Genomic DNA, 19376 nt, shown 5'->3' with positions numbered 1-19376 from the left:
AGATGTGTATAAGAGCCAGGCCCAGCCCATGCACACTCCCCTGCTGGTCGGCCACCGCGGCGCGGCCGGCACCGCCCCCGAGAACACCGTGTGCGCATTCCGGCAGGCCCGTTCTTCCCGCGCGGACTTCTTCGAACTGGACGTCCAGCTCTCCGCGGACGGAGTGCCGTTCGCGTTCCACGACGACACCCCTGCCCGCACGACCGACGCGGCCAAGGTCTTCCCTGGCCGCGAGCGCGACCCGATCACCTCCTTCACGTGGGCGGAGCTGCAGCGCCTCGAGGTGGGCTCGCACTTCTCCGCCTCGTTCCACGGCGAGAGGATCCCGCACCTGGACGACGCCGCCGCGGTCGCCGGGGACCGGATCGGCGTATTTATCGAGGTCAAGTCGCCCGAGAACTCGCCGGGCATCGAGCAGGTCCTGGCCGACGCGCTGCAGCGCAAGCCCGAGTGGCAGCCACTGGTACGAGACGGTCGGGTGGAGGTCCTGGGCTACGACGCCGCCTCCAACCGGGCGTTCGCGGCGCTGGCCCCGGAGATCCCCCTGCAGCAGCTGGCGGACGAGGTGCCCGCAGCCGCGGAGCTGGGCGAGATCGCCGGCTACGCGCACGCGGTGGGCATCGAGTACCGACCGCTGGACGCCGCGGCCGTGCAACGGGTCAAGGCCGCGGGCCTCAGCGTGGGCGTGTACACCGTGGACTCCCCGGACGCCTACGACCGGATGGTGGCACTCGGGGTGGACCGGATCACCGGGGACTTCCCTGTGCAGCTGGCCCGCCACGTGCAGGGATCCGAACCGTTCCCCGACAACGAGGGTCTGCGCGTGGTGGGCGCGACCGGCCAGGACCCGGACCAGCAACCGCGCCACTGCACCCGCGGGCACGTGGTCCTCCACAACACCTCGCCGCACCCGGTGGACGCCTCCGGCTACAGCATCCGGGCCTCCCGGGGCCACAGCATGACCGTGGGCCGGGGGTGTGTGCTGGCGCCGGGCCAGCAGCTGCACCTCCACACGGGACCGGGCACGCACAGCTCGGACACCACCGACCAGCAGCCGGACGCTGATCTCCCGGACCACGTGGGTGACTCCGTGGCCCTGTGGTCACCCCGGGGCGTCCTGCAGGACACGTTCGCACGCTGAGCCCTGGCCCGTCCTCCCCGGGATGGCGCCGAGGCGCGAGCGGTCTCGCCCCGGCCGCCCCGCGAACGGTTCGAACCCGGTGGCATTGCCCGGCGTGACTCCGCCCGCGTCCGACCCGCCTCAGTCCGAGAGGAGCAGCGAGAGCCCACGTTCCAGAGCGCCCTCGACGCCGCGACGCACGGGATCCGGCGCGTTGAGGCAGTCCAGCGTCAGCCCGTTCACCAGGGCCGTGACCAGAGGCGCGGCGGTCTCCGGGCTCAACCCGTCGCGGAGCACGCCGTCCTCCTGCGCCCGGGTCAGCGCCTGGCGCACGAGCGCTTGGAACGTGCGCATCTCGTGCCAGTACAGCTCGGCCAGCCAGTCCCGCGTGGAGGCCGCGGCGCCAAAGCTGACCCAGACGGCCGCGTCCTCATCGCGCACCCCCTCCCCCGGCAGCAGCTCGCGCAGGGTGCGCGTGAGTGACGCGCGGTGACCCGGTTGACCGCGAGCGGCCATGACGCGCTGCGTCTGCCGCTCCACGGAACGCTCCAGGGCCGCGACCAGGAGGTCCTTGCGGGTTCTGTAGTGGTACTGCACGGTCCCCGCGGACAGCCCGGACTCCTGTGCCACGCTGCGCACACTCACCACGTCGAATCCGCGGTGGGCGATCACCGTGATCGCCGCCTCCGCAATGCGCTGGCGACTCGGCGCACCGTCACCCGACGTCTGCTGCTCCGGCATCTTCCCACCACCTCTCGTACAAGTGTATGGTCAGGGTAGTTCATACGATCGTACGGGAGGGTCGCGCATGGGTGATCTCCTGGCTCTGACCGGACTGGCCCTGCTGGACAGCATGAGCCTGGGGACGCTGGTGATCCCCATCGTCCTGGTGCTCTCCCGGCGGCGCGTGGACGTGGTGCCCCTGGTGATCTACTTCGCCACCGTGGTGCTGATCTACTTCGCGCTCGGCGTGGCCATCGCCCTGGGCTTCGATCTGGTCTCCGGCGTGGCCGGCAGAGTCTGGGACAGCGAACCCGCCCAGTGGTTCAAGCTGATTGCGGGCGTGGGCCTGCTCGCGTTCGGGATCCTGGCGCCCAATCCGACCACGCGGGAGACACGCCGCCAGACCCCGCGTTCCCTGAACCCCGGAGCCATGATCGCCCTGGGCGGCGGAGCCGCGCTCACGGAAGCGGCCACGATGGTGCCGTACCTCGCCGCGAACGGAATCATCACGGCAATGCCCATCGGCTGGCCCTCACGTCTTGCCCTGCTCGCGGGGTACTGCCTGGTGATGGTGCTGCCAGCCGTGATCCTGCTCGTCTGCGCCCTCATCCTGGGCGATCGGATCTGGCCCCGCCTGGAGAAACTCGTCCCCGTCCTCGAAAGGGAAGCAAAGATCACGCTCCTGTGGGTTGCCGGGCTCGTGGGGTTCTGGATGGCGGCCACGGGATTCGCGGAACTCGATCTCGGCAGGTGAACGCTCAGGCGTGATGCGCTCTTTCTCCTGACCACGGGTTGGGCGGCAGGTCTCCAGGCACACCGGCCCGGGTTCCACGGTGTGATGTGGCATACTCTCGGGCAGACGGCGTGAACCGACGCCCAGCCCGCGCACGGACCCCAGCTCCGGCGCCCCGGCGAAGGGGAGAAGATCCTCGGTTCCTCGAACTGCTGTCCGTCCTCGTCCCGCCGGGCGATCACGCTGGGGGTGCATGGCCCGGTCCAGGTACGAGATGACTCACCACAGCGACTTCAAACAACTGGTCCGCGCCCGCATGCGCGCCACCGGTCAGCCCTACACCGCGGCCCGCGCCGACCTCCTGCGAAAGAACGACGCCGCCGCCCCACCTCCCAGCCCCGCGCTGCCTCCCAGCTCCGCGCCGTCGGTTCCGGACGCAGCATCCGAGCAGTGGCAGCGTGCCGAGGCCGAGCACCGCAGGGCCCTCGGCCGGTTCCTCCACGACGGCCGGGTGGTCTCCGTCCCGGCCCGCCGCAAGGCCCGCGTGCACGTGCTGCTGCACCTGCTCTCGCTGTTCTCCGCGGGGCACACGTACACGGAACCCGAGGTGAACGACGTCCTCCGCCCCGTGGTCGAGGACTGGGCGTTCTGGCGCCGCGAACTCGTGGAGTACGGCTACCTGCAGCGTGACGCCGGGCGCTACTGGCTCCCGGAGGAGGTGCCCGAGCGCACGGCCAACATGCAGCAGGAGGCCCCCGCGTGGGAGGCCCTGTGGCTGCCCACGCACCTGGGGGACCGCCGCGCGTGACGGGCGCGCCCACACGCCACGGCCTCCGACTCACGGTGCTGCTGGCGGGCCTGCTGCTGTCCTCGTGCGGGGACGACGTCGCCGCGGTCGCCTTCTCCCTGCGCGCCGCCCAGGCGGGTTCCCCGCAGCTGCTCTCCGCGATCCTGCTGGCGCAGGCCATTCCGTCCCTCGCCCTGGGACTGTTCGGCGGCGTGCTTGCGGACCGCTCACTGCGCTGGTGGTGGTGGCCCGCCTCCCTGGTGGTCCAGGCGGGACTGTTCGGCCTCATGGCCGTGGCCCGGCAGGATGTCGTGGTCGTGGGATGCGTTGCGGCGGCCAGTTCGGTCGCGGCTCTCACCGGACCCGTGGCGAACAAGCTCATCGCGGTGCACAGCCGGGACCACCAGCGCACGGGCGGGCACCTGGCCACCGTCAACGGGCTGTCCCAGGCCCTCGGTGCGGCACTCGGGGGTGTGGCGTTCGGGGTCGGCGGGATCGCGCCACTGCTGCTGGTCAACGCCGCCACGTTCCTGGCCCTGGCCGCCGTCGCCCTCGGCGTCACCGGCCGCACCCCCGTCCCCCTGGACACTTCCCGCGAACGCGGCGTGTGGCTCGGCTTCCGACGCCTCGCGGCCCCCGGGGCGTTCGGGATCGCCGGACTGGTGCTGCTGAGATGGACCGTGTTCGCCACATCGCTCGAAGGGGTGGCCGGGGTGTTCGCCCTCACCGGCCCCGCGGGGTGGACCGCCGCGGCGGTAGGTCTCGCGTGGGGACTGTGGGGGCTCGGAGTCGTTCTCGGTGGGCAGCTCGCGGGCCGCGCACCCGGCACGACGACGCCGCTGCTCGTCACCGGCGCCGCCACCATGGGTGCCGTGTTCCTCGCGCTCGCCGTGTTCCTGCCCGGTGCGCCGTGGGGCGTGCCCCTGTTCCTGGCGGGCGGTGCCGCCAACGGGGCCTTCAACGCGGCCGTGTCCCGCACCATCCTGGACGCCGTCCCGGTCACGGAGCAGGCACGGTGCTGGGCCGCGTACCGTTGGATCGTGACACTCTGCCTGGTCACCGGGTACGCGGCAGGTGGCGCGTTCGGTGTCGAGCACGGCGTCCTGGCCCTCGGACTCTCCGGGGCGCTCGCGCTCTCCGGCGCCGCGGTGCGGGTGCTCAGGGGTGCGTGGCCTCGACCGGTGCGGTGAGCACCGCACGGCCCATGGAACGGTGGCCGGGACGGAGCTCGCACGAGACCGCACGAATCGTGCGCGAGGCCAGCGGGCGGCGTCGTTCCGGCCGACTCAAGCGCACCACGGCACGAGAGAGGGAGCCCATGGAACAGCGCGTGTTCGACTCGCACCTGCACATCATCGACCCTGCCCATCCCCTGGTGGAGAACCGCGGGTACCTGCCCGAGCCGTTCACCGTGGCGGACTACCGGCGGCGCGTCAGCGGTCTCGGGATCGCGGGCGGGGCGGTGGTCTCGGGGGCGTTCCAGGGCTTCGACCAGGGGTACCTGATCGAGGCGCTGCGCGCGCTCGGCCCCGGGTTCGTGGGCGTCACCCAGCTCCCCGCGGACGCCGACGACGCCCGGATCCTCGATCTCGACCGCGCGGGAGTGCGGGCGGTGCGGTTCAACGTGGCCCGCGGCGGGTCTGCTGACCTGGACGACCTCGAACGGCTGGCCCGGCGCGTTCACGAGCTGGCCGGCTGGCACGCGGAGTTCTACATCGACGCGCGCAGCATCGACGAGACGCTCTCACGGCGCATTGCCGCGCTGCCCGCGGCGAGCATCGACCACCTGGGGATGCACGAGGACGGGCTGCCCGCGCTGCTGCGGCTCGTGGAGCGCAGCGTGAAGGTCAAGGCCACCGGCTTCGGCCGTGCCCACCTGGATCCCGCCGCGGTGGTGCGCGCGATCGTGGACGTGGACCCCACCGCGCTCATGGTCGGCACGGATCTGCCCTCCACCCGGGCGGAGCGGCCGTTCCGGGACGAGGATCTTCGGGTGATCGAGGGGGCTGTTCCTGCGGAGCACGTGGAGAACGTGTTCTGGGCCAACGCGGCCCGGTTCTACCTGGGCTCGGGCACCGGTGGCCACCGGGCGGAGTAGGTCCAGGCACCAGCGCTGCGCGCCGACCGCTCCCGTCACAGGGCTACGACCGGTGCTGGAGCCCGTGGCGGCGCATGCTTCGTACCCTAAAGTAACTTTCATGCGAGACGCCCAGAGCACCCCCGTGCGCATCGAGAGCCTGTCCGTCCCCGTGGGATCCGAGACCGTGGTCGGCACGGTGTGGCTGCCCGCGGAGGAACCTAGCGGCGTCGTCGTGGTGCACCCGGCCACCGCGACCCCGGAACGGTTCTACAGGGCGTTCGCCGAGTACGTGGTGGGGCGCGGACTCGCCGCCGTGACCTACGACTACCGCGGCACCGGGCGCTCGGGCGATCCCCGTGAGCACAGGCACCTGCGCATGCGGGATTGGATGGGCGGTGACGTGCCCGCGGTCGCCGCCTGGGCGCGTGCCCGGTTCCCGGACCTGCCGGTGACGGCGGTGGGCCACAGCATCGGTGGGCACGCCATGGTGCTGGGACAGGGCCTCGAGGCGCTCGACAGGTTCGCCATCGTGTCCTCCCACGTGGCGGACACCCGCACGGTGACCCCCGCGAAGGAGAAGCTGCGCGTGGCTGCGATGCTCCACGTGGTGGGTCCCGCGATCAGCCGAACTCTGGGGTACATGCCCGGTAGGAAGCTCGGGATCGGCGAGGACATTCCCGCGGCAGCCATGATCGAGTGGGGCACGTGGGCTCGCCACCGGGGCTACTTCTTCGACGACCCGTCCATGGACGCCCCGGCCCGGGCCGCGTCGGTGACGCAACACGTCCTGGCCCTGGGCGCCTCGGATGACTCCTGGGCGAGCCCGGCGCAGATGACGGCGCTGACCGCACGGCTCACGTCCGCGACCGTGGAGCACCGCACGTACGCTCCCGAGCAGCTGGGGGTCGCGCGGATCGGCCACCACGGCCTGCTCCGCCGCGCAGTGGGCGAGGCCGTGTGGCCCGAGCTCCTGGACTGGCTCACCGCGCCTCGTTCGTGAGGCGGTGACACCGGGTCACCCGGTGGGCGCGGAGGCATCCGTCTCCGCGAGGGGACGCAGGTGCGGGACCGGCGGTGCGGCGTCGTCGTCCCCCGGGCGCAGCACGTCCGGCTCCTTCTGCACATGAGCCAGCGTGGCTCGAGGGGTGCGGAGCCAGTATGGCGCGCGGCGCCCACCCTGCAACAGGGTGGGCGCCGCGAGGCCGGTGTGGCGTGTGGGTGGCTCAGACCATGGTGAGCCCGAACGTCCACACGCACATCACCGCAAGCATGCCCAGGCTGTACATGAGCGAACCGCGCATGATCTCCGCCTCGCGGCCGTTGAGGCCCACGGCACCCGCCGCGATCGCGATGGACTGCGGGGAGATCACCTTGGCAGTGGTGCCGCCGGCCGTGTTGGTGCCCACCAGCAGGGCCGGGCTGGCCCCGATGCCCTCCGCGGTGGCCACCTGCAGCGGCGCGAACAGCGTGTTGTTGTTGACCACGGAGCCGGTGAGGAACACCCCGATCCAGCCGATGATGGGCGCGAACAGCGGGAAGATCGGCCCGGCAGCGGCGAGCGCGGTGCCCATGGCGGTGGAGCCGCCGGAGTAGTTGGCGATGTTCGCGAGCATGAGGATCACGGCGATCAGCACGATGGCCGGGCCCAGCGCCTTGAGCGCGCCGCGCAGCTCCTCCACGAGCTCCTTCACGTGCAGCTGCGGGGTGGTGAAGAAGGTGATGAGAACCGCGATCAGGATGGCGGTGCCGGTGGCGCCCAGGATGGAGAAGGTCCAGGTGGCGTTCACCACGGTGCCCGCGGCGGTGGTCACGTGGCCGGTCAGTCCGGGCATGGGCACCTTGAGGGTGGTGAACCCGAGGGCACCCTTGGTGAACAGGTGCTGCACGGCGGGAATGGACCACACGAGGATCACGCCGGTGAGGATGTAGAACGGGCTCCAGGCGCGCACCACCTCTCCGAGGGGGTGGCTGGCCTCCGCGGTCTCGGGGGCCTCAGGCGCGCGGGACACCCGGCGCGGGGACCACACGTGGCACAGCGCGAACAGGGACACCATGGCCAGCAGACCGGCGGCGAGGTCCGCGAGCTCGGGGCCCATGAACCACAGCAGTCCGCCCTGCACCAGGCAGAACACCGCGGAGGACACGAGCGCCGGGAGCCAGGTCTCGCGCAGGCCGCGCAGGCCGTCCACCATCCACACCAGCAGGAACGGCACCAGGAACGTGAGCGGCTGCAGCAGGATCACCATGGCCCGGGAGAGGTCCTGCACCTCCATGCCGGTGACCTGGGCGCCCACGAGCACGGGGACACCGATCGCTCCGTAGGCCCCCGCCGCCACGTTGGCCACGAGGCACAGCACCGCGGCGCGGACGGGCGGGAAGCCCAGCTGCACGAGCAGCGCGGCGCAGATCGCAATGGGCACGCCGAACCCGGCCACGCCCTCCAGGAACGCGCCGAACGCGAAGGCGATGAGCAGCACCTGGATCCGCTGGTCAGCGGACACCCCCGCGATCGAGGAGCGGATGATGTCGAAACGCCCCGAGCGCACGCTCAGCCGGTACAGCCACACGGCCATCACGATGATGTACGCGATGGGCCACAGCGCGGTGAGCAGGCCCAGCAGACCGGCCCCCGCCACGGCGGTCACGGGCATGTGGAACACGAACAGCGCCACAAGCACCTGCACCACCAGGGCGATGACACCCGACTTCAGGCCCGTGAGCTTGAAGAGCATCATGCACGCGAGGAACACGACAATGGGAATGGCGGCCACCAGGGCGGTCAGGGGCAGGCTGCCCAGGGTGTCGAGCGATTGGGTCCACATGGCGTCCTCCACGACGTCCGGCGAGTGGGCGGGTTGAGACCCAGGCCGCCGACGACGCCGCTGGGCACCCCCGGTCGCTCACGGTCGGGCAGGCGCGCCGCGGGGTGGATCGGGAGCCGCGCAGACTCCTGCCCCACCGTCCACGGCGCCCTACCACAACGCCTTGATCACGGGCTCAACGCTAGTCCTGCGGGGGCCGTTTGATGCCTGGCCACCCCGAGAAAATCGCCAAGTGTGAGGCAATACACCCGCCGGTGAGATCAGGGACGCACGGGCTCCTCGCCCCGGACCGTGGGTTCCGGGAGGTACACCTGTCCCCCGGCGGCGAGGAACTCCTGGCTCTTGCGCTGCATCCCGGCGATCGCGGCCTGGTTCTCCGCGCTGCCGTAGGTGTCCCGGATGTCCTGGGAGATGCGCATGGAGCAGAACTTGGGCCCGCACATCGAGCAGAAGTGGGCGGTCTTGGCGGGCTCGGCGGGCAGGGTCTCGTCGTGGTACTCCTGCGCGGTCACCGGGTCCAGCCCCAGCCCGAACTGGTCCCGCCAGCGGAACTCGAAGCGTGCCTTGGACAGCGCGTCGTCGCGTTCCGTGGCGCCCGGGTGGCCCTTGGCGATGTCCGCGGCGTGGGCGGCGATCTTGTAGGTGATCACGCCGGTCTTGACGTCGTCTCGGTTGGGCAGGCCCAGGTGCTCCTTGGGGGTCACGTAGCACAGCATCGCGGTGCCGTAGCGAGCGATCTCCGTGGCACCGATCGCGGAAGTGATGTGGTCGTAGCCGGGAGCGATGTCCGTGGCGAGCGGGCCCAGGGTGTAGAACGGGGCGCCGTCGCACAGCTCCTGCTGGCGCTCCACGTTCTCGCGGATCTTGTGCAGCGGGATGTGGCCGGGACCCTCCACCATCACCTGCACGTCGTGCTCCCACGCGCGCTTGGTCAGCTCGGCGAGGGTGTCCAGCTCGGCGAACTGGGCGGCGTCGTTGGCGTCCGCGATGGAGCCGGGGCGCAGGCCGTCGCCCAGGGAGAACGCGACGTCGTACTGCGCGAAGATCTCGCACAGCTCGTCGAAGTGCGTGTAGAGGAAGTTCTCCCGGTGGTGCGCCAGGCACCAGCCGGCCATGATCGACCCGCCGCGCGAGACGATCCCGGTGACGCGCTCGGCGGTCAGCGGCACGTAGCGCAGCAGCACGCCCGCGTGGACCGTCATGTAGTCCACGCCCTGCTCGCACTGCTCGATCACGGTGTCCCGGTAGATCTCCCACGTGAGCGCGTTGGCGTCCCCGTCCACCTTCTCGAGCGCCTGGTAGATGGGCACGGTGCCGATGGGTATCGGGGAGTTGCGCAGGATCCACTCGCGCGTGGTGTGGATGTCGTTGCCCGTGGAGAGGTCCATGAGCGTGTCCGCGCCCCACTTGGCGGCCCACTCCAGCTTGGCCACCTCCTCGCTGATGGAGCTGGTCACCGCCGAGTTGCCGATGTTCGCGTTCACCTTCACCAGGAACTTCCGCCCGATGACCATGGGCTCGGACTCCGGGTGGTTCACGTTCAGCGGGATCACCGCGCGCCCGGCGGCCACCTCCTGGCGCACCAGTTCCACGTCGCACTGCTCCCGCAGCGCCACGAAACGCATCTCCGGGGTCACGACGCCGCGGCGCGCGTAGTGCATCTGGGTCACGCACCTGCCGGGCCGGGCCCGCCGGGGCTCCGGCTTCCCCCCCCGCCACTGCTGGGACGGTACACCGCGGCGCACGGCGCTGCGGCCGTCGTCCTCGAGCTTGAGGCCGCGGGCCTCGTAGACCTCGGTGTCGTCCCGCTCCTCGATCCACGGCGCCCGCCAGGGCTCCAGCCCCTCCTCCGGGACGCTGCCCGGGCCCATCGTGCGGTACACCTGCAGCGGGTGGTTGGGTGTGCCGTCCGGGGCGTCCAGCTGGTGGATCTCCGTGACGGGCACCTGGATGCCGTGCTCCGTGTCCTCCAGCCACGCCAGGCGGTGGGACTCGTGCTGCTCGGTCTGCTGGATGGTCTTGTCCCCGGGGGCGTCCTGTAGGCCGTTCTCCGTGGAGGTCTCGGACGTCGCAGAGGTCTCGGGGGCAGATGTGCTGGGGGTGTGCGAAGGCAAGGCCGTTCCTCACTTCCTACGCCGGTACGAGCCGGTTCAGGTTCGACGGTCCCGGGCAGCACTGGCCCGATCTCAGCCCCCGCGTCTGGGGCTCCCGTGTGGACGGTCACATGTCTAGCACACATCCGGCGGTGAGAGGGCGACCCCGCAGCATTCCCTTGGCTGGCCTCTTGCCGCCGTGATCGCGGCCCGTCCACGGCGCCGCCACGCCCGTGGCAGTATCGTGGCGCGCGAGGCGGGTCGTGCGGTCCTGATCGCGCCGTCCTGCCCGTGCCTCAGCATCCCCCTGACCAAAGGCTTGTCCCCCATGGCCCTGACCGTCCGCAAGAAGCGCTTCATCGGGCGCATGATCGGGCACGCCACCAACCCGGTGCGGGTGCACTGGCGGACCTGGCGCCGTCAGGAGCAGCGTCACACCATCGGTGGCGTGGAGATCGTGCTGCCACCGGAGCACAATCTCCCCTACTACCAGCGCCGGGATCCCACGTACGACGCGTACGCCATCGACCTGCTCGCCCGGCTCGCGGCCGGGAACCGGCACGTCGCGGTCATCGACGTGGGGGCGAACGTGGGAGACACCGCGGCCGCCGTCCTCGCTTCGGACCCACGGAGCTCGGTGATCAGCGTCGAAGGTGATCCAATGTTCCTCGGCTACCTGGCCCGCAACCTGGCTGCGCACGCCGAGCGCGCCACCGTGGTGGAGGGGTTCGTGGGACCGGTGGGCACGCGGGTGTCCTTCAGCCGCGCCGGCTCCACGGGCGGGTTCCAGCCGGAGGAGGGCGCCGGCGGGCACGCCGTCGAGGACTGGGTCTCCCCCGCATCGCTGCTGGCCATGCCCGCCCCCGAGGACCTGGTGGTGTGGAAGAGCGACATCGACGGCTTCGACATCCACGTGTTGGTGCACCACTGGGACGCCATCGACTCCCGCTGCGACGTCCTGTGGTTCGAGTACGACTCACCGCGCACCCTGGGTGACCGCGCCGACGACGAGCGCCTGATCCGGGCCCTGGCTGCGAGCGGTCGCACGCTTCTCGTCCACGACAACCTGGGCCGCCGCATGGTGCAGCTGCCGCCCGGTGACAGCACTGGGCTGCGCACGCTCTCCCGCTGGCTGCACGAGCAGGTGGACGGTCACGTGGTGGTTCCATACCTCGACGTGTGGGCCCTGTCCCCTGAAGCGGTTCAGCTTCTCCAGTGCGACTGAATCGACGACCGAAAACGATCCCGAGAATTGCTCAGACTGCTGATAAACAGGCGCAGTGCACTGACCATTGACGCGTCGACAATTACGCGGGAAATACGCTGACCCGCCCGCCCCATTCGCCGTCTTTCGCAGCTCCCAGGAGTAGCGTGAAACACGTACCTGACGACTTCAAAGACTGCGGTTCAGGCACTGACGAGGGGCGATCATGACGGCAACTGTGCACCGAGACCACCGGACATCTTCCACACCGGGCAGACGCCTGCCGGTGTCGAACTTCGCGGCGAAAACCACGATGGCCGTCACCGGACTCATTTTTGTGGGATTCGTGTTCGTCCACATGTACGGCAACCTGCACATCTACCGCGGGCAGGAAGAATTCGACCACTACGCGCACTGGCTGCGCGAGATCGCCATGCCGCTGCTGCCCTACTCGGGCATGCTGTGGATCCTGCGGGTGGTCCTGCTGGTCAGCCTGGCGCTGCACCTCGGGTGCGGCCTGCTGCTGTGGACCCGCGCCCGCCGCGCCCGTGGGGCGTTCCCCCGCAAGGGCCTCCGGCGTCCGGACGCACTGATGGCGCGCTACATGCTGGGCACCGGCATCGTGATCCTGCTGTTCGTGATCTTCCACATCCTCGACCTCACGCTGGGCGTGCAGCCCGCCGCCACGGACTCGTTCGAGGCCGGATCCGCGTACGCCAACCTCGTGGCCAGCTTCCAGCGTCCGCTGGTGGCCGGTTTCTACATGCTCACCATGCTCGTGCTGACGATCCACGTGGCCCACGGCACGTGGACCGCCGCCAACGACCTCGGGGCCACCGGCAAGCGGCTGCGGCAGATCGCGGCCTGGGTGGCCGGTCTGGTGGCCATCGCCATCTGCGTGGGCAACATCTCCATCCCCATCATGGTTCTTCTGGGAGTGATTCAGTGATGACGGCTTCTTCGACGCCCCAGGCCCTGCTCGACGAGCTGCGCACCGTGGGCTCCTACCTGCCCGGCCTGACGGCCGAGGTCCCCGCCTCCGAGATCTGGGCGGACCGGCGGCTGCACTACCGCCTGGTCTCCCCCTTGAACCGCCGCAAGTTCACCGTGATCGTGGTGGGCACCGGCCTGGCCGGCGGCGGCGCGGCGGCCGCGCTGGGAGAGCTGGGCTACAACGTGGAGGCCTTCACCTTCCACGACGCTCCTCGCCGCGCCCACTCCGTGGCGGCCCAGGGCGGCATCAACGCGGCCCGCGCCCGCAAGGTGGACAACGACTCCGTGGCCCGGTTCGTGAAGGACACCGTCAAGGGCGGCGATTTCCGGGGTCGCGAGGCGGATGCCTGGCGCCTGGCCGAGGAGAGCGTCCGGGTCATCGACCACATGAACGCGATCGGCGCGCCCTTCGCCCGCGAGTACGGCGGCCAGCTGGCCACGCGCTCGTTCGGTGGCGTGCAGGTCTCCCGCACGTACTACACCCGCGGGCAGACGGGGCAGCAGCTGCAGGTCGCGGCGGCCCAGGCCCTGCTGCGGCAGGTCTCCACGGGGCAGGTGAACCTGCACACCCGCACGGAGATGCTGGACCTGATCGTCGCGGACGGCCGCGCCCAGGGCATCGTGGTGCGGGACCTGGTCACCGGCGAGATCTCCGCCGTCACGGCCGACGCCGTGGTGCTGGCCACCGGCGGCTACGGCAACGTGTACTTCCGCTCCACGCTGGCCAAGAACTCGAACGTCACGGCGGCGTTCCGCGCCCACCGGCGCGGTGCGCTGTTCGCCAACCCGTGCTTCATCCAGTTCCACCCCACGGCGCTTCCGGTCTCCAGCGAGTGGCAGTCCAAGACCACGCTGATGAGCGAGTCCCTGCGCAACGACGGGCGGATCTGGGTCCCGGTGGAGCCCGGGGACGAGCGCGCCCCCAACGACATCCCCGAGGACGAGCGCGACTACTATCTGGAGCGCAGGTACCCGGCGTTCGGCAACCTCACGCCCCGCGACGTCGCCAGCCGTGCGGCGCGCACCGAGATCGACGCCGGCCGCGGCGTCGGACCGCTGAAGAACTCGGTGTACCTGGACTTCCGGGACGCGATCGAGCGGCTCGGGAAGAAGGTCATCGCCGAGCGCTACGGCAACCTCTTCGAGATGTACTCGGACGTCACGGGCGAGGACCCGTACGTGGAGCCCATGCGGATCGCCCCGGGCGCGCACTTCGCCATGGGTGGGCTGTGGAGCGACTACGACATGATGACCTCCATCCCGGGGCTCTTCGTCGGCGGCGAGGCCGGCTGGGGCTACCACGGCGCCAACCGCCTGGGCGCGAACTCCCTGCTCTCGGCGTGCGTGGACGGCTGGTTCACGCTCCCCTACTCGGTGCCGAACTACCTGGCCCCGCTGCTCGGCAAGCCCCGCCTGTCGGTGGACGACGACGCCGTGCGCGCCGCGGTTGCCGAGGCCGAGGCCGGCGTGCAGGCGCTGATCGACATCCGTGGTACCCAGGGCCCGGAGCGCTTCCACCGCCGCCTGGGCGACCTGCTCTACGCGAAGTGCGGTGTTACGCGCTCCGCGCAGGGTCTGGCCGAGGGCCTGGAGGGCATCCGCGCGCTGCGCGAGGAGTTCTGGACGGACCTGCGCGTGCAGGGGCGCCCGGACGGTTTCAACCAGGAGCTCGAACGGGCCGGCCGCGTGGCCGACTACCTGGACATGGCCGAGCTCATGTGCCTGGACGCGCTGGACCGGGACGAGTCCTGCGGGGCGCATTTCCGGGAGGAGCACCAGACGGAGACCGGGGAGGCCCAGCGCGACGACGCCCACTGGCTCTTCGCCTCGGCCTGGGAGCGTGTCGGGTCCGACGACGCCGCCGCGCCCGGCCCGCGCTACGTGCGCCACCAGGAGCACCTCGAGTTCCCGAGCGTCACGCCCGAGACCCGCGACTACCGATGAGAGGACCATCCTCATGAAACTCACGCTGAAAGTCTGGCGACAGGAATCCGGTGCGGAGGACGGGCACTTCGTCGAGTACCCGCTGGAGGACGTCGGGCCGGAGTTTTCCCTGCTCGAAGCGCTCGACAAGCTCAACGACGACCTCGTGGCACGCGGCGAGGATCCCGTGGCGTTCGACTCGGACTGCCGCGAGGGCATCTGCGGTGCGTGCGGGGTGACCGTGGACGGCAGGCCGCACGGCCCGCAGGCCAAGACCCCCTCGTGCCGGCAGCACCTGCGCTCCTTCGAGGACGGGGCCACCGTGCAGCTCGAGCCGTTCCGCAGCGGGGCGTTCCCCGTGGTCAAGGACCTGGCCGTGAACCGCAGCGCCCTGGACCGGGTCATCGAGGCCGGTGGCTTCGTGTCCACCGCTGTGGGCACGGCCCCGGACGCGGACGCCATTCCCGTGACCCACGAGTCCGCGGAGTGGGCCCTGGACCTGGCCGCATGCATCGGCTGCGGTGCGTGCGTGGCCGCGTGCCCCAACGGCTCCGCCCAGCTGTTCGCCGGGTCCAAGACCATGCACCTGGCCACGCTGCCCTCCAGCCAGAAGGAGCGCAGCCGCCGCGCCAAGGGCATCACGCGCGCGGCCGAGGAGGAGTTCGGCCCGTGCTCGGTCTACGGCGAGTGCGCGGAGGTGTGCCCGGCGGGCATCCCAATCACCGCGATCGCCGGGCTCAACCGGGAGAAGCTGCGGCAGGTGCTGCGCAACAAGGACGACTGACCCGCTCCCCCGCCGACAGACGACGAGCGCCGTGCAGACCGCACGGCGCTCGTTCTGTGACCGGGCCCGGTGCGTACCCCTATGCTGGTGGCGCTCTGTCCCCGGTGTCTCGTGGCGCGGCTCGTGGTGAATGCGTGCAGGCGCGACCGCCCGTCCCTGCTAAGACGACGACGCTCGGTGCCCCTGGGAGGGCACCGAGCGTCGTCGTACGGGGTGGGGTTCGCCGTGCGGGCTACACCGCGAAGCTGCCGAGCAGCCACATCCAGGCACTGCCCACTACGGTCCAGATGATGATGATCGCCACGGACATGATGAAGGCGATCTTGAACCACTCGGACACCTTGACGTACCCGGAGCCGTAGACCACGCCGGACGGGCCGGACGCGTAGTGGGTGATGGCGCCGAAGAGGTTGCCGATGAAGCCGAGTGCGAGGGCTGCGAACATCGGCGGGGGGCCGGCCGCGATCGCCGCGCCCAGGAACACGCCGTACATCGCGACGATCTGCGCGGTGTTCGAGGCGAACATGTAGTGCGCGTAGAAGTACACGAGCGCGAGGATCGCGAAGGCAGCGATCCAGGGCAACCCGCCCACCAGGCCGGAGACCACGGAGCCGATCCAGTCGATGACACCCAGGTTGTTGAGGTTCTCGGCCATGCCCACGAGCACGGCAAAGAAGATGAAGGTGTTCCAGGCGGAGGCGTTCTTGGCCATGTCGTCCCAGGTGAGCACCTTGGTCAGCAGCAGGATGGCGATGCCCACGAACGCGGCCGCGGTGGCGCTGACGCCCAGGAAGGTGCCGAACACCCACAGCAGGAGCAGGAGCACAAAGGTGCATGCCATCACGATCTCGCCGCGGGTCATGGAGCCCATGGTCTGCAGGTCACGGCGTGCCATGTCCGGCGCTTCCGGGGTCTCCTTGAGCGTGGGCGGGTAGATCTTCATGAGCAGCCACGGCACGGCGGCCAGGCTGACCAGGCCGGGGACCAGGGCGGCGAGGGCCCACTGACCCCAGGAGATCTCCACCCCGAGCTTGGCTGCGGCGTCCACGGCCAGCGGGTTGCCGGCCATGGCGGTGATGAACATGGCGCTGGTGATCACGTTGACGTGCGCGGCGGTGAAGGTCAGGTAGGAGCCCAGGCGGCGTCGGGACTCGTCGGTGTCCGGGGTGGAGTCCTGGACCTCGGCGACGGAGCGGACGATCGGGTAGATCACGCCACCGGCGCGGGCCGTGTTGGACGGCGTGGCCGGTGCGAGCAGGAGGTCCGTGACGGCCATGCCGTAGGCGATGCCCAGGGGTGATTTGCCGAGGACCGTGAGGAACATCAGGGCCACGCGGCGGCCCAGCCCGGTGAGCAGGAAGCCGTCCGCGATGAAGAACGCCGCGACGATCAGTAGCACCGCGGAATTGGAGAACCCGCTCAGAGCCTCCCCGCTCTTGACGTCCATGGCGCCGGTGATCATGGCCGTGGCCAGACCGATCAGCGCCACCGACGGGGTGGGCAGGGGCTGCAGGATGAGCCCCAGGATGGTGGCGACGAAGATGCCGAGCATGTGCATGCCGCGGGGGTCCACGCCCTCGGGTGCGGGGATGAAGTAGATCACCGCCCCCACGAGGAGCATAAGCCCGAACTTCCAGAGCATGGACTTGGTTTCGTGACTCATGGATGTGGAATCAGTTGTTGGATCAACCTTTTTGCTGGGCATGAGAGCCTCCGAGAATCGCCCTGGCGTGAAACACCTGTTTCACATCAATTCTAGGACTGGGGGCCGGGAATCCGCAGGTCGGCACGGTGGCGGGTGGGAATGTTCGAAAGGTCACACCACGGCAGATTGAGGTGACAAAGGGGGTAACTGTGAACGCGATGGTCAGAGGGGTTTGACCATGAAAAGGCAGGGTGTGCCTTCACCCCACAAATCGGTTTCTTCCAGTGGAAGGAAGCCTTGCGTCTCATAGAAGCGCCGGGTCAGGGCATAGCCTGCATCCGGATGCGACGCACCCAGCGTCTTGACCTGGAGGAGCCGCCCTCCTCGTGCCCTTAGGTCGGACTCCACGGCGGCCATCATGGCGGTCCCCACGCCACGGCCGTGGAATCGCCGGTCCACGACCATGAGGTGGATTTCCGCCATGTGCGGAAAGTGCCGGTCCACGAGAGTCACGCCGATGACCTGCCCTGAGGGATCGCGGACCGCCCACGTCTCTTTGGCACCTGCGGCGGCGATGTACTCGGCGTTGGCTTCAGGCTGCCCGAACCACTCTGGAACGGTACCCAGTAGCCGGGCCACGTCCTCAGGGACGTGGCTGTCCTGTGCCACATGCCAATCGTTCGAGCCCATCGAGACCTCCAGCCGGGGGTGTCGGGGACGATCTCGCCTCTCAACATGACCCTTTTCAATAGCGCCGTCTTCAATTCATCAGCGTAGGAGCCTGGGAAGCACGCACGCTGAGTCGGTGCTCATGGGGGCCGAAGTGGTGGTGACGGGGCAGGCCAAGGCTCCCGCTCGGCCGCCTGCTCGGCCCTCCGCCCAGTCCTTCTCTCCGCGTCATTACGGACGCCACCCACGCTCTGCAGTGACCTTGATTCTCCACCGTGCCCTGAGCCGGTTCAGCTCAGGCGACATGTCCCTCAGGGGCCGAGCAGAGCAAGCGGCACCACGGCAAGACCGTCCCTCCGCCTATAGGCAGTTGGACCGGTCGTGATGATCAAACCGTCCACGAAACGTGATCCCAGCTGTTCGCGCAGCCAGCGCAGGTGCTTGCCGTCGGAGTCGTTGACAGCCGCCGCCAGTTTCACCTCCACACCGACGACGCCACCGTCGGGCCGCACGACCACGAGGTCCACCTCATGGTCGCCGTTGCGCGTCCGCAGGTGTGCGACGTCGGCCTCCGCGGCCTGGGCAGCGACACGGACGCACAGTGTCACCAACGATTCGAAGAGCATCCCCAGCATGGAACCCGCCTGGGGACGAAGTGGCTCCCCTTTGCCGCCCAGCAGTGCATCAGCGCCCAGGCCGAGGAGGCGAGCTGCCAGAGCAGGATCCGCCAGGTTGTGCTTCGGAGCTTGCCCGAGGCGAGTCATCGGACTGCCGGTCGGGGTCCAGGCCGGCACAGGGTCGAGAAGCCACAACGAGGCGAGCACCTGGCGGTAGGACTCGGCGGTCGCCCGTGCCGGCTTGTCGCTGTGACCAGGGGTCGCTGCATCGAGGATCTGGGAGTAGCTCGCCGTCGTCGAAGTGCCGGAAGCATACGCTCGCAGCCAGGCCATCATGGCCTCCGGGCGACGGACGGCCAGGCCCTGCTCTGGCACGTCACGCTCTACAGCATTGCGCAGGTAGGAGTCGAGCTGAAAGCCCCGGGCGCGGAAGCTCAAGCCGCGCATCCCCGGAAAACCCGAGGCGACGATTTCCTCCACGTATTCGGGCAGCCCCATCGTGGACTCTCCCTGGATGGCATCACGTTCCGCCAGAACAGCAGCAAGGCTCACGGTTGGTGTTTCCAGACCACGCTCCGCGAGCGTCATGGGACGCATGCGCAGGCGGCCGATCCGGCCGGCTCCCGAGTGCTGCACGGTCCCGTCCTGCGGACTCGCGCTACCAGTCAGAAGGAACTGCCCGCCTGCGGCATCCTCATCCACAGCACGGCGAACGGCATCCCACACCTCCGGCACCTCCTGCCACTCATCGACGACGAGCGGGCGAGGTCGGCGGAGGACGATCCGCGGATCCGCTGCGACGGGCTAGCGAACGGCTTTGGCGTCCAGCTTCATCAATCCGGCCACCCGCTGTTCTGCCGTCGTGGTCGTGCCCACCGCCTTGGGACCATCCAGCGCGAGAGCAGCCACCTCACAGAGGAGATTATCCAGTTCGAGGTCCACGATGCCGCGAGTGAACGACAAGATCCAACCATACCGTTAGCAAGTGTGGAACTAGACCAAACGCATAACCTGGACTCAGTAGAACGCCGCCAAATTGGCACTACCACGGCGCCCAAAAAACATCGCCCTTCGAAGGCGCCCCCGGCTCAGACGTTGGGCCGGAACTCCACCGCATTACGGACAGAACGAACGTTTGGTAGCGCCATCGATTGACGGGACTTGACAGGCAGTGCTAGGATCG

The 19376-nt window shown here is 69.7% G+C and carries 17 protein-coding genes and 1 riboswitch; of the genes, 10 read left to right on the top strand and 7 right to left on the bottom strand.

Features of this window, described 5'->3' with window-relative positions; genetic code table 11:
• Positions 1-4: 4 nt before the first annotated feature.
• Entirely contained in the window at positions 5-1141 is a 1137-nt protein-coding gene (locus tag D9R02_RS04175; protein WP_121566396.1) for a glycerophosphodiester phosphodiesterase family protein, read from the top strand.
• A 120-nt stretch (positions 1142-1261) separates the two neighbouring features.
• On the opposite strand, the gene D9R02_RS04170 is transcribed toward D9R02_RS04175, so the two are convergent.
• Positions 1262-1861 (bottom strand): TetR/AcrR family transcriptional regulator, encoded by a 600-nt coding sequence (locus D9R02_RS04170; protein ID WP_019309543.1) that lies wholly within the window; start codon positions 1859-1861, stop codon positions 1262-1264.
• Between the two features lie 67 nt (positions 1862-1928).
• On the opposite strand from D9R02_RS04170, the gene D9R02_RS04165 reads away from it, so the two are divergent.
• From D9R02_RS04165 to D9R02_RS04145, 5 genes are all read left to right on the top strand, one after another.
• Positions 1929-2597: a GAP family protein gene (locus tag D9R02_RS04165; protein WP_019309544.1), complete on the top strand. Its 669-nt coding sequence runs from the start codon at positions 1929-1931 to the stop codon at positions 2595-2597.
• A gap of 253 nt (positions 2598-2850) precedes the next feature.
• Complete coding sequence (locus D9R02_RS04160) at positions 2851-3384, top strand: DUF2087 domain-containing protein (protein ID WP_102613229.1); 534 nt, start codon at positions 2851-2853, stop codon at positions 3382-3384.
• Entirely contained in the window at positions 3381-4553 is a 1173-nt protein-coding gene (locus D9R02_RS04155) for an MFS transporter (RefSeq protein WP_183085945.1), read from the top strand. The genes D9R02_RS04160 and D9R02_RS04155 overlap by 4 nt, the downstream gene beginning before the upstream one ends.
• Positions 4554-4681: 128 nt before the next feature.
• Positions 4682-5461, top strand: coding sequence for an amidohydrolase family protein (locus D9R02_RS04150; RefSeq protein WP_102613231.1), 780 nt, complete (start codon positions 4682-4684; stop codon positions 5459-5461).
• Between the two features lie 100 nt (positions 5462-5561).
• Positions 5562-6443 carry an alpha/beta hydrolase family protein gene (locus D9R02_RS04145; protein ID WP_102613232.1) on the top strand — a complete coding sequence of 294 codons (882 nt, stop codon included), beginning with the start codon at positions 5562-5564 and terminating at the stop codon, positions 6441-6443.
• Positions 6444-6666: 223 nt separating this feature from the next.
• Here D9R02_RS04145 and D9R02_RS04140 read toward each other — a convergent pair whose 3' ends face one another.
• Positions 6667-8265: an L-lactate permease gene (locus D9R02_RS04140; protein ID WP_019309550.1), complete on the bottom strand. Its 1599-nt coding sequence runs from the start codon at positions 8263-8265 to the stop codon at positions 6667-6669.
• Between the two features lie 260 nt (positions 8266-8525).
• Positions 8526-10280 carry a phosphomethylpyrimidine synthase ThiC gene (gene thiC / locus D9R02_RS04135; protein WP_259463903.1) on the bottom strand — a complete coding sequence of 585 codons (1755 nt, stop codon included), beginning with the start codon at positions 10278-10280 and terminating at the stop codon, positions 8526-8528.
• Positions 10281-10375: 95 nt separating this feature from the next.
• A riboswitch (TPP riboswitch) is annotated at positions 10376-10487 on the bottom strand.
• Positions 10488-10686: 199 nt separating this feature from the next.
• Between thiC and D9R02_RS04130 the strand changes: the two genes are divergently transcribed.
• The 4 genes from D9R02_RS04130 to D9R02_RS04115 all read left to right on the top strand — a co-directional run bounded on the left by D9R02_RS04130 (position 10687) and on the right by D9R02_RS04115 (position 15262).
• Positions 10687-11583, top strand: a complete 897-nt coding sequence (locus D9R02_RS04130) for a class I SAM-dependent methyltransferase (RefSeq protein ID WP_102613234.1) — start codon at positions 10687-10689, stop codon at positions 11581-11583.
• A 316-nt stretch (positions 11584-11899) separates the two neighbouring features.
• A complete protein-coding gene (locus D9R02_RS04125) occupies positions 11900-12511 on the top strand; it encodes a succinate dehydrogenase cytochrome b subunit (RefSeq protein ID WP_438819413.1) in 612 nt (203 codons plus the stop codon).
• Positions 12511-14499, top strand: a complete 1989-nt coding sequence (locus tag D9R02_RS04120; protein WP_121566394.1) for a fumarate reductase/succinate dehydrogenase flavoprotein subunit — start codon at positions 12511-12513, stop codon at positions 14497-14499. The genes D9R02_RS04125 and D9R02_RS04120 overlap by 1 nt, the downstream gene beginning before the upstream one ends.
• A 13-nt stretch (positions 14500-14512) precedes the next feature.
• Positions 14513-15262, top strand: coding sequence for a succinate dehydrogenase/fumarate reductase iron-sulfur subunit (locus D9R02_RS04115; protein ID WP_121566393.1), 750 nt, complete (start codon positions 14513-14515; stop codon positions 15260-15262).
• A 232-nt stretch (positions 15263-15494) separates the two neighbouring features.
• On the opposite strand, the gene D9R02_RS04110 is transcribed toward D9R02_RS04115, so the two are convergent.
• From D9R02_RS04110 to D9R02_RS12325, 4 genes are all read right to left on the bottom strand, one after another.
• Positions 15495-16925, bottom strand: a complete 1431-nt coding sequence (locus tag D9R02_RS04110; RefSeq protein ID WP_121566392.1) for an anion permease — start codon at positions 16923-16925, stop codon at positions 15495-15497.
• A gap of 204 nt (positions 16926-17129) precedes the next feature.
• Positions 17130-17597, bottom strand: coding sequence for a GNAT family N-acetyltransferase (locus D9R02_RS04105; protein ID WP_121566391.1), 468 nt, complete (start codon positions 17595-17597; stop codon positions 17130-17132).
• A gap of 290 nt (positions 17598-17887) precedes the next feature.
• Positions 17888-18976, bottom strand: coding sequence for an ATP-binding protein (locus D9R02_RS04100; RefSeq protein WP_310793803.1), 1089 nt, complete (start codon positions 18974-18976; stop codon positions 17888-17890).
• 21 nt (positions 18977-18997) lie between these two features.
• Positions 18998-19135, bottom strand: a complete 138-nt coding sequence (locus D9R02_RS12325; protein ID WP_310793802.1) for a hypothetical protein — start codon at positions 19133-19135, stop codon at positions 18998-19000.
• Positions 19136-19376: the final 241 nt, after the last annotated feature.

The organism is Kocuria rhizophila (assembly GCF_003667225.1).
Classification (GTDB): domain Bacteria; phylum Actinomycetota; class Actinomycetes; order Actinomycetales; family Micrococcaceae; genus Kocuria; species Kocuria rhizophila.
The sequence above is the reverse complement of the archived record's forward strand: the minus strand, read 5'-3'. Positions and strand labels throughout refer to the sequence as shown.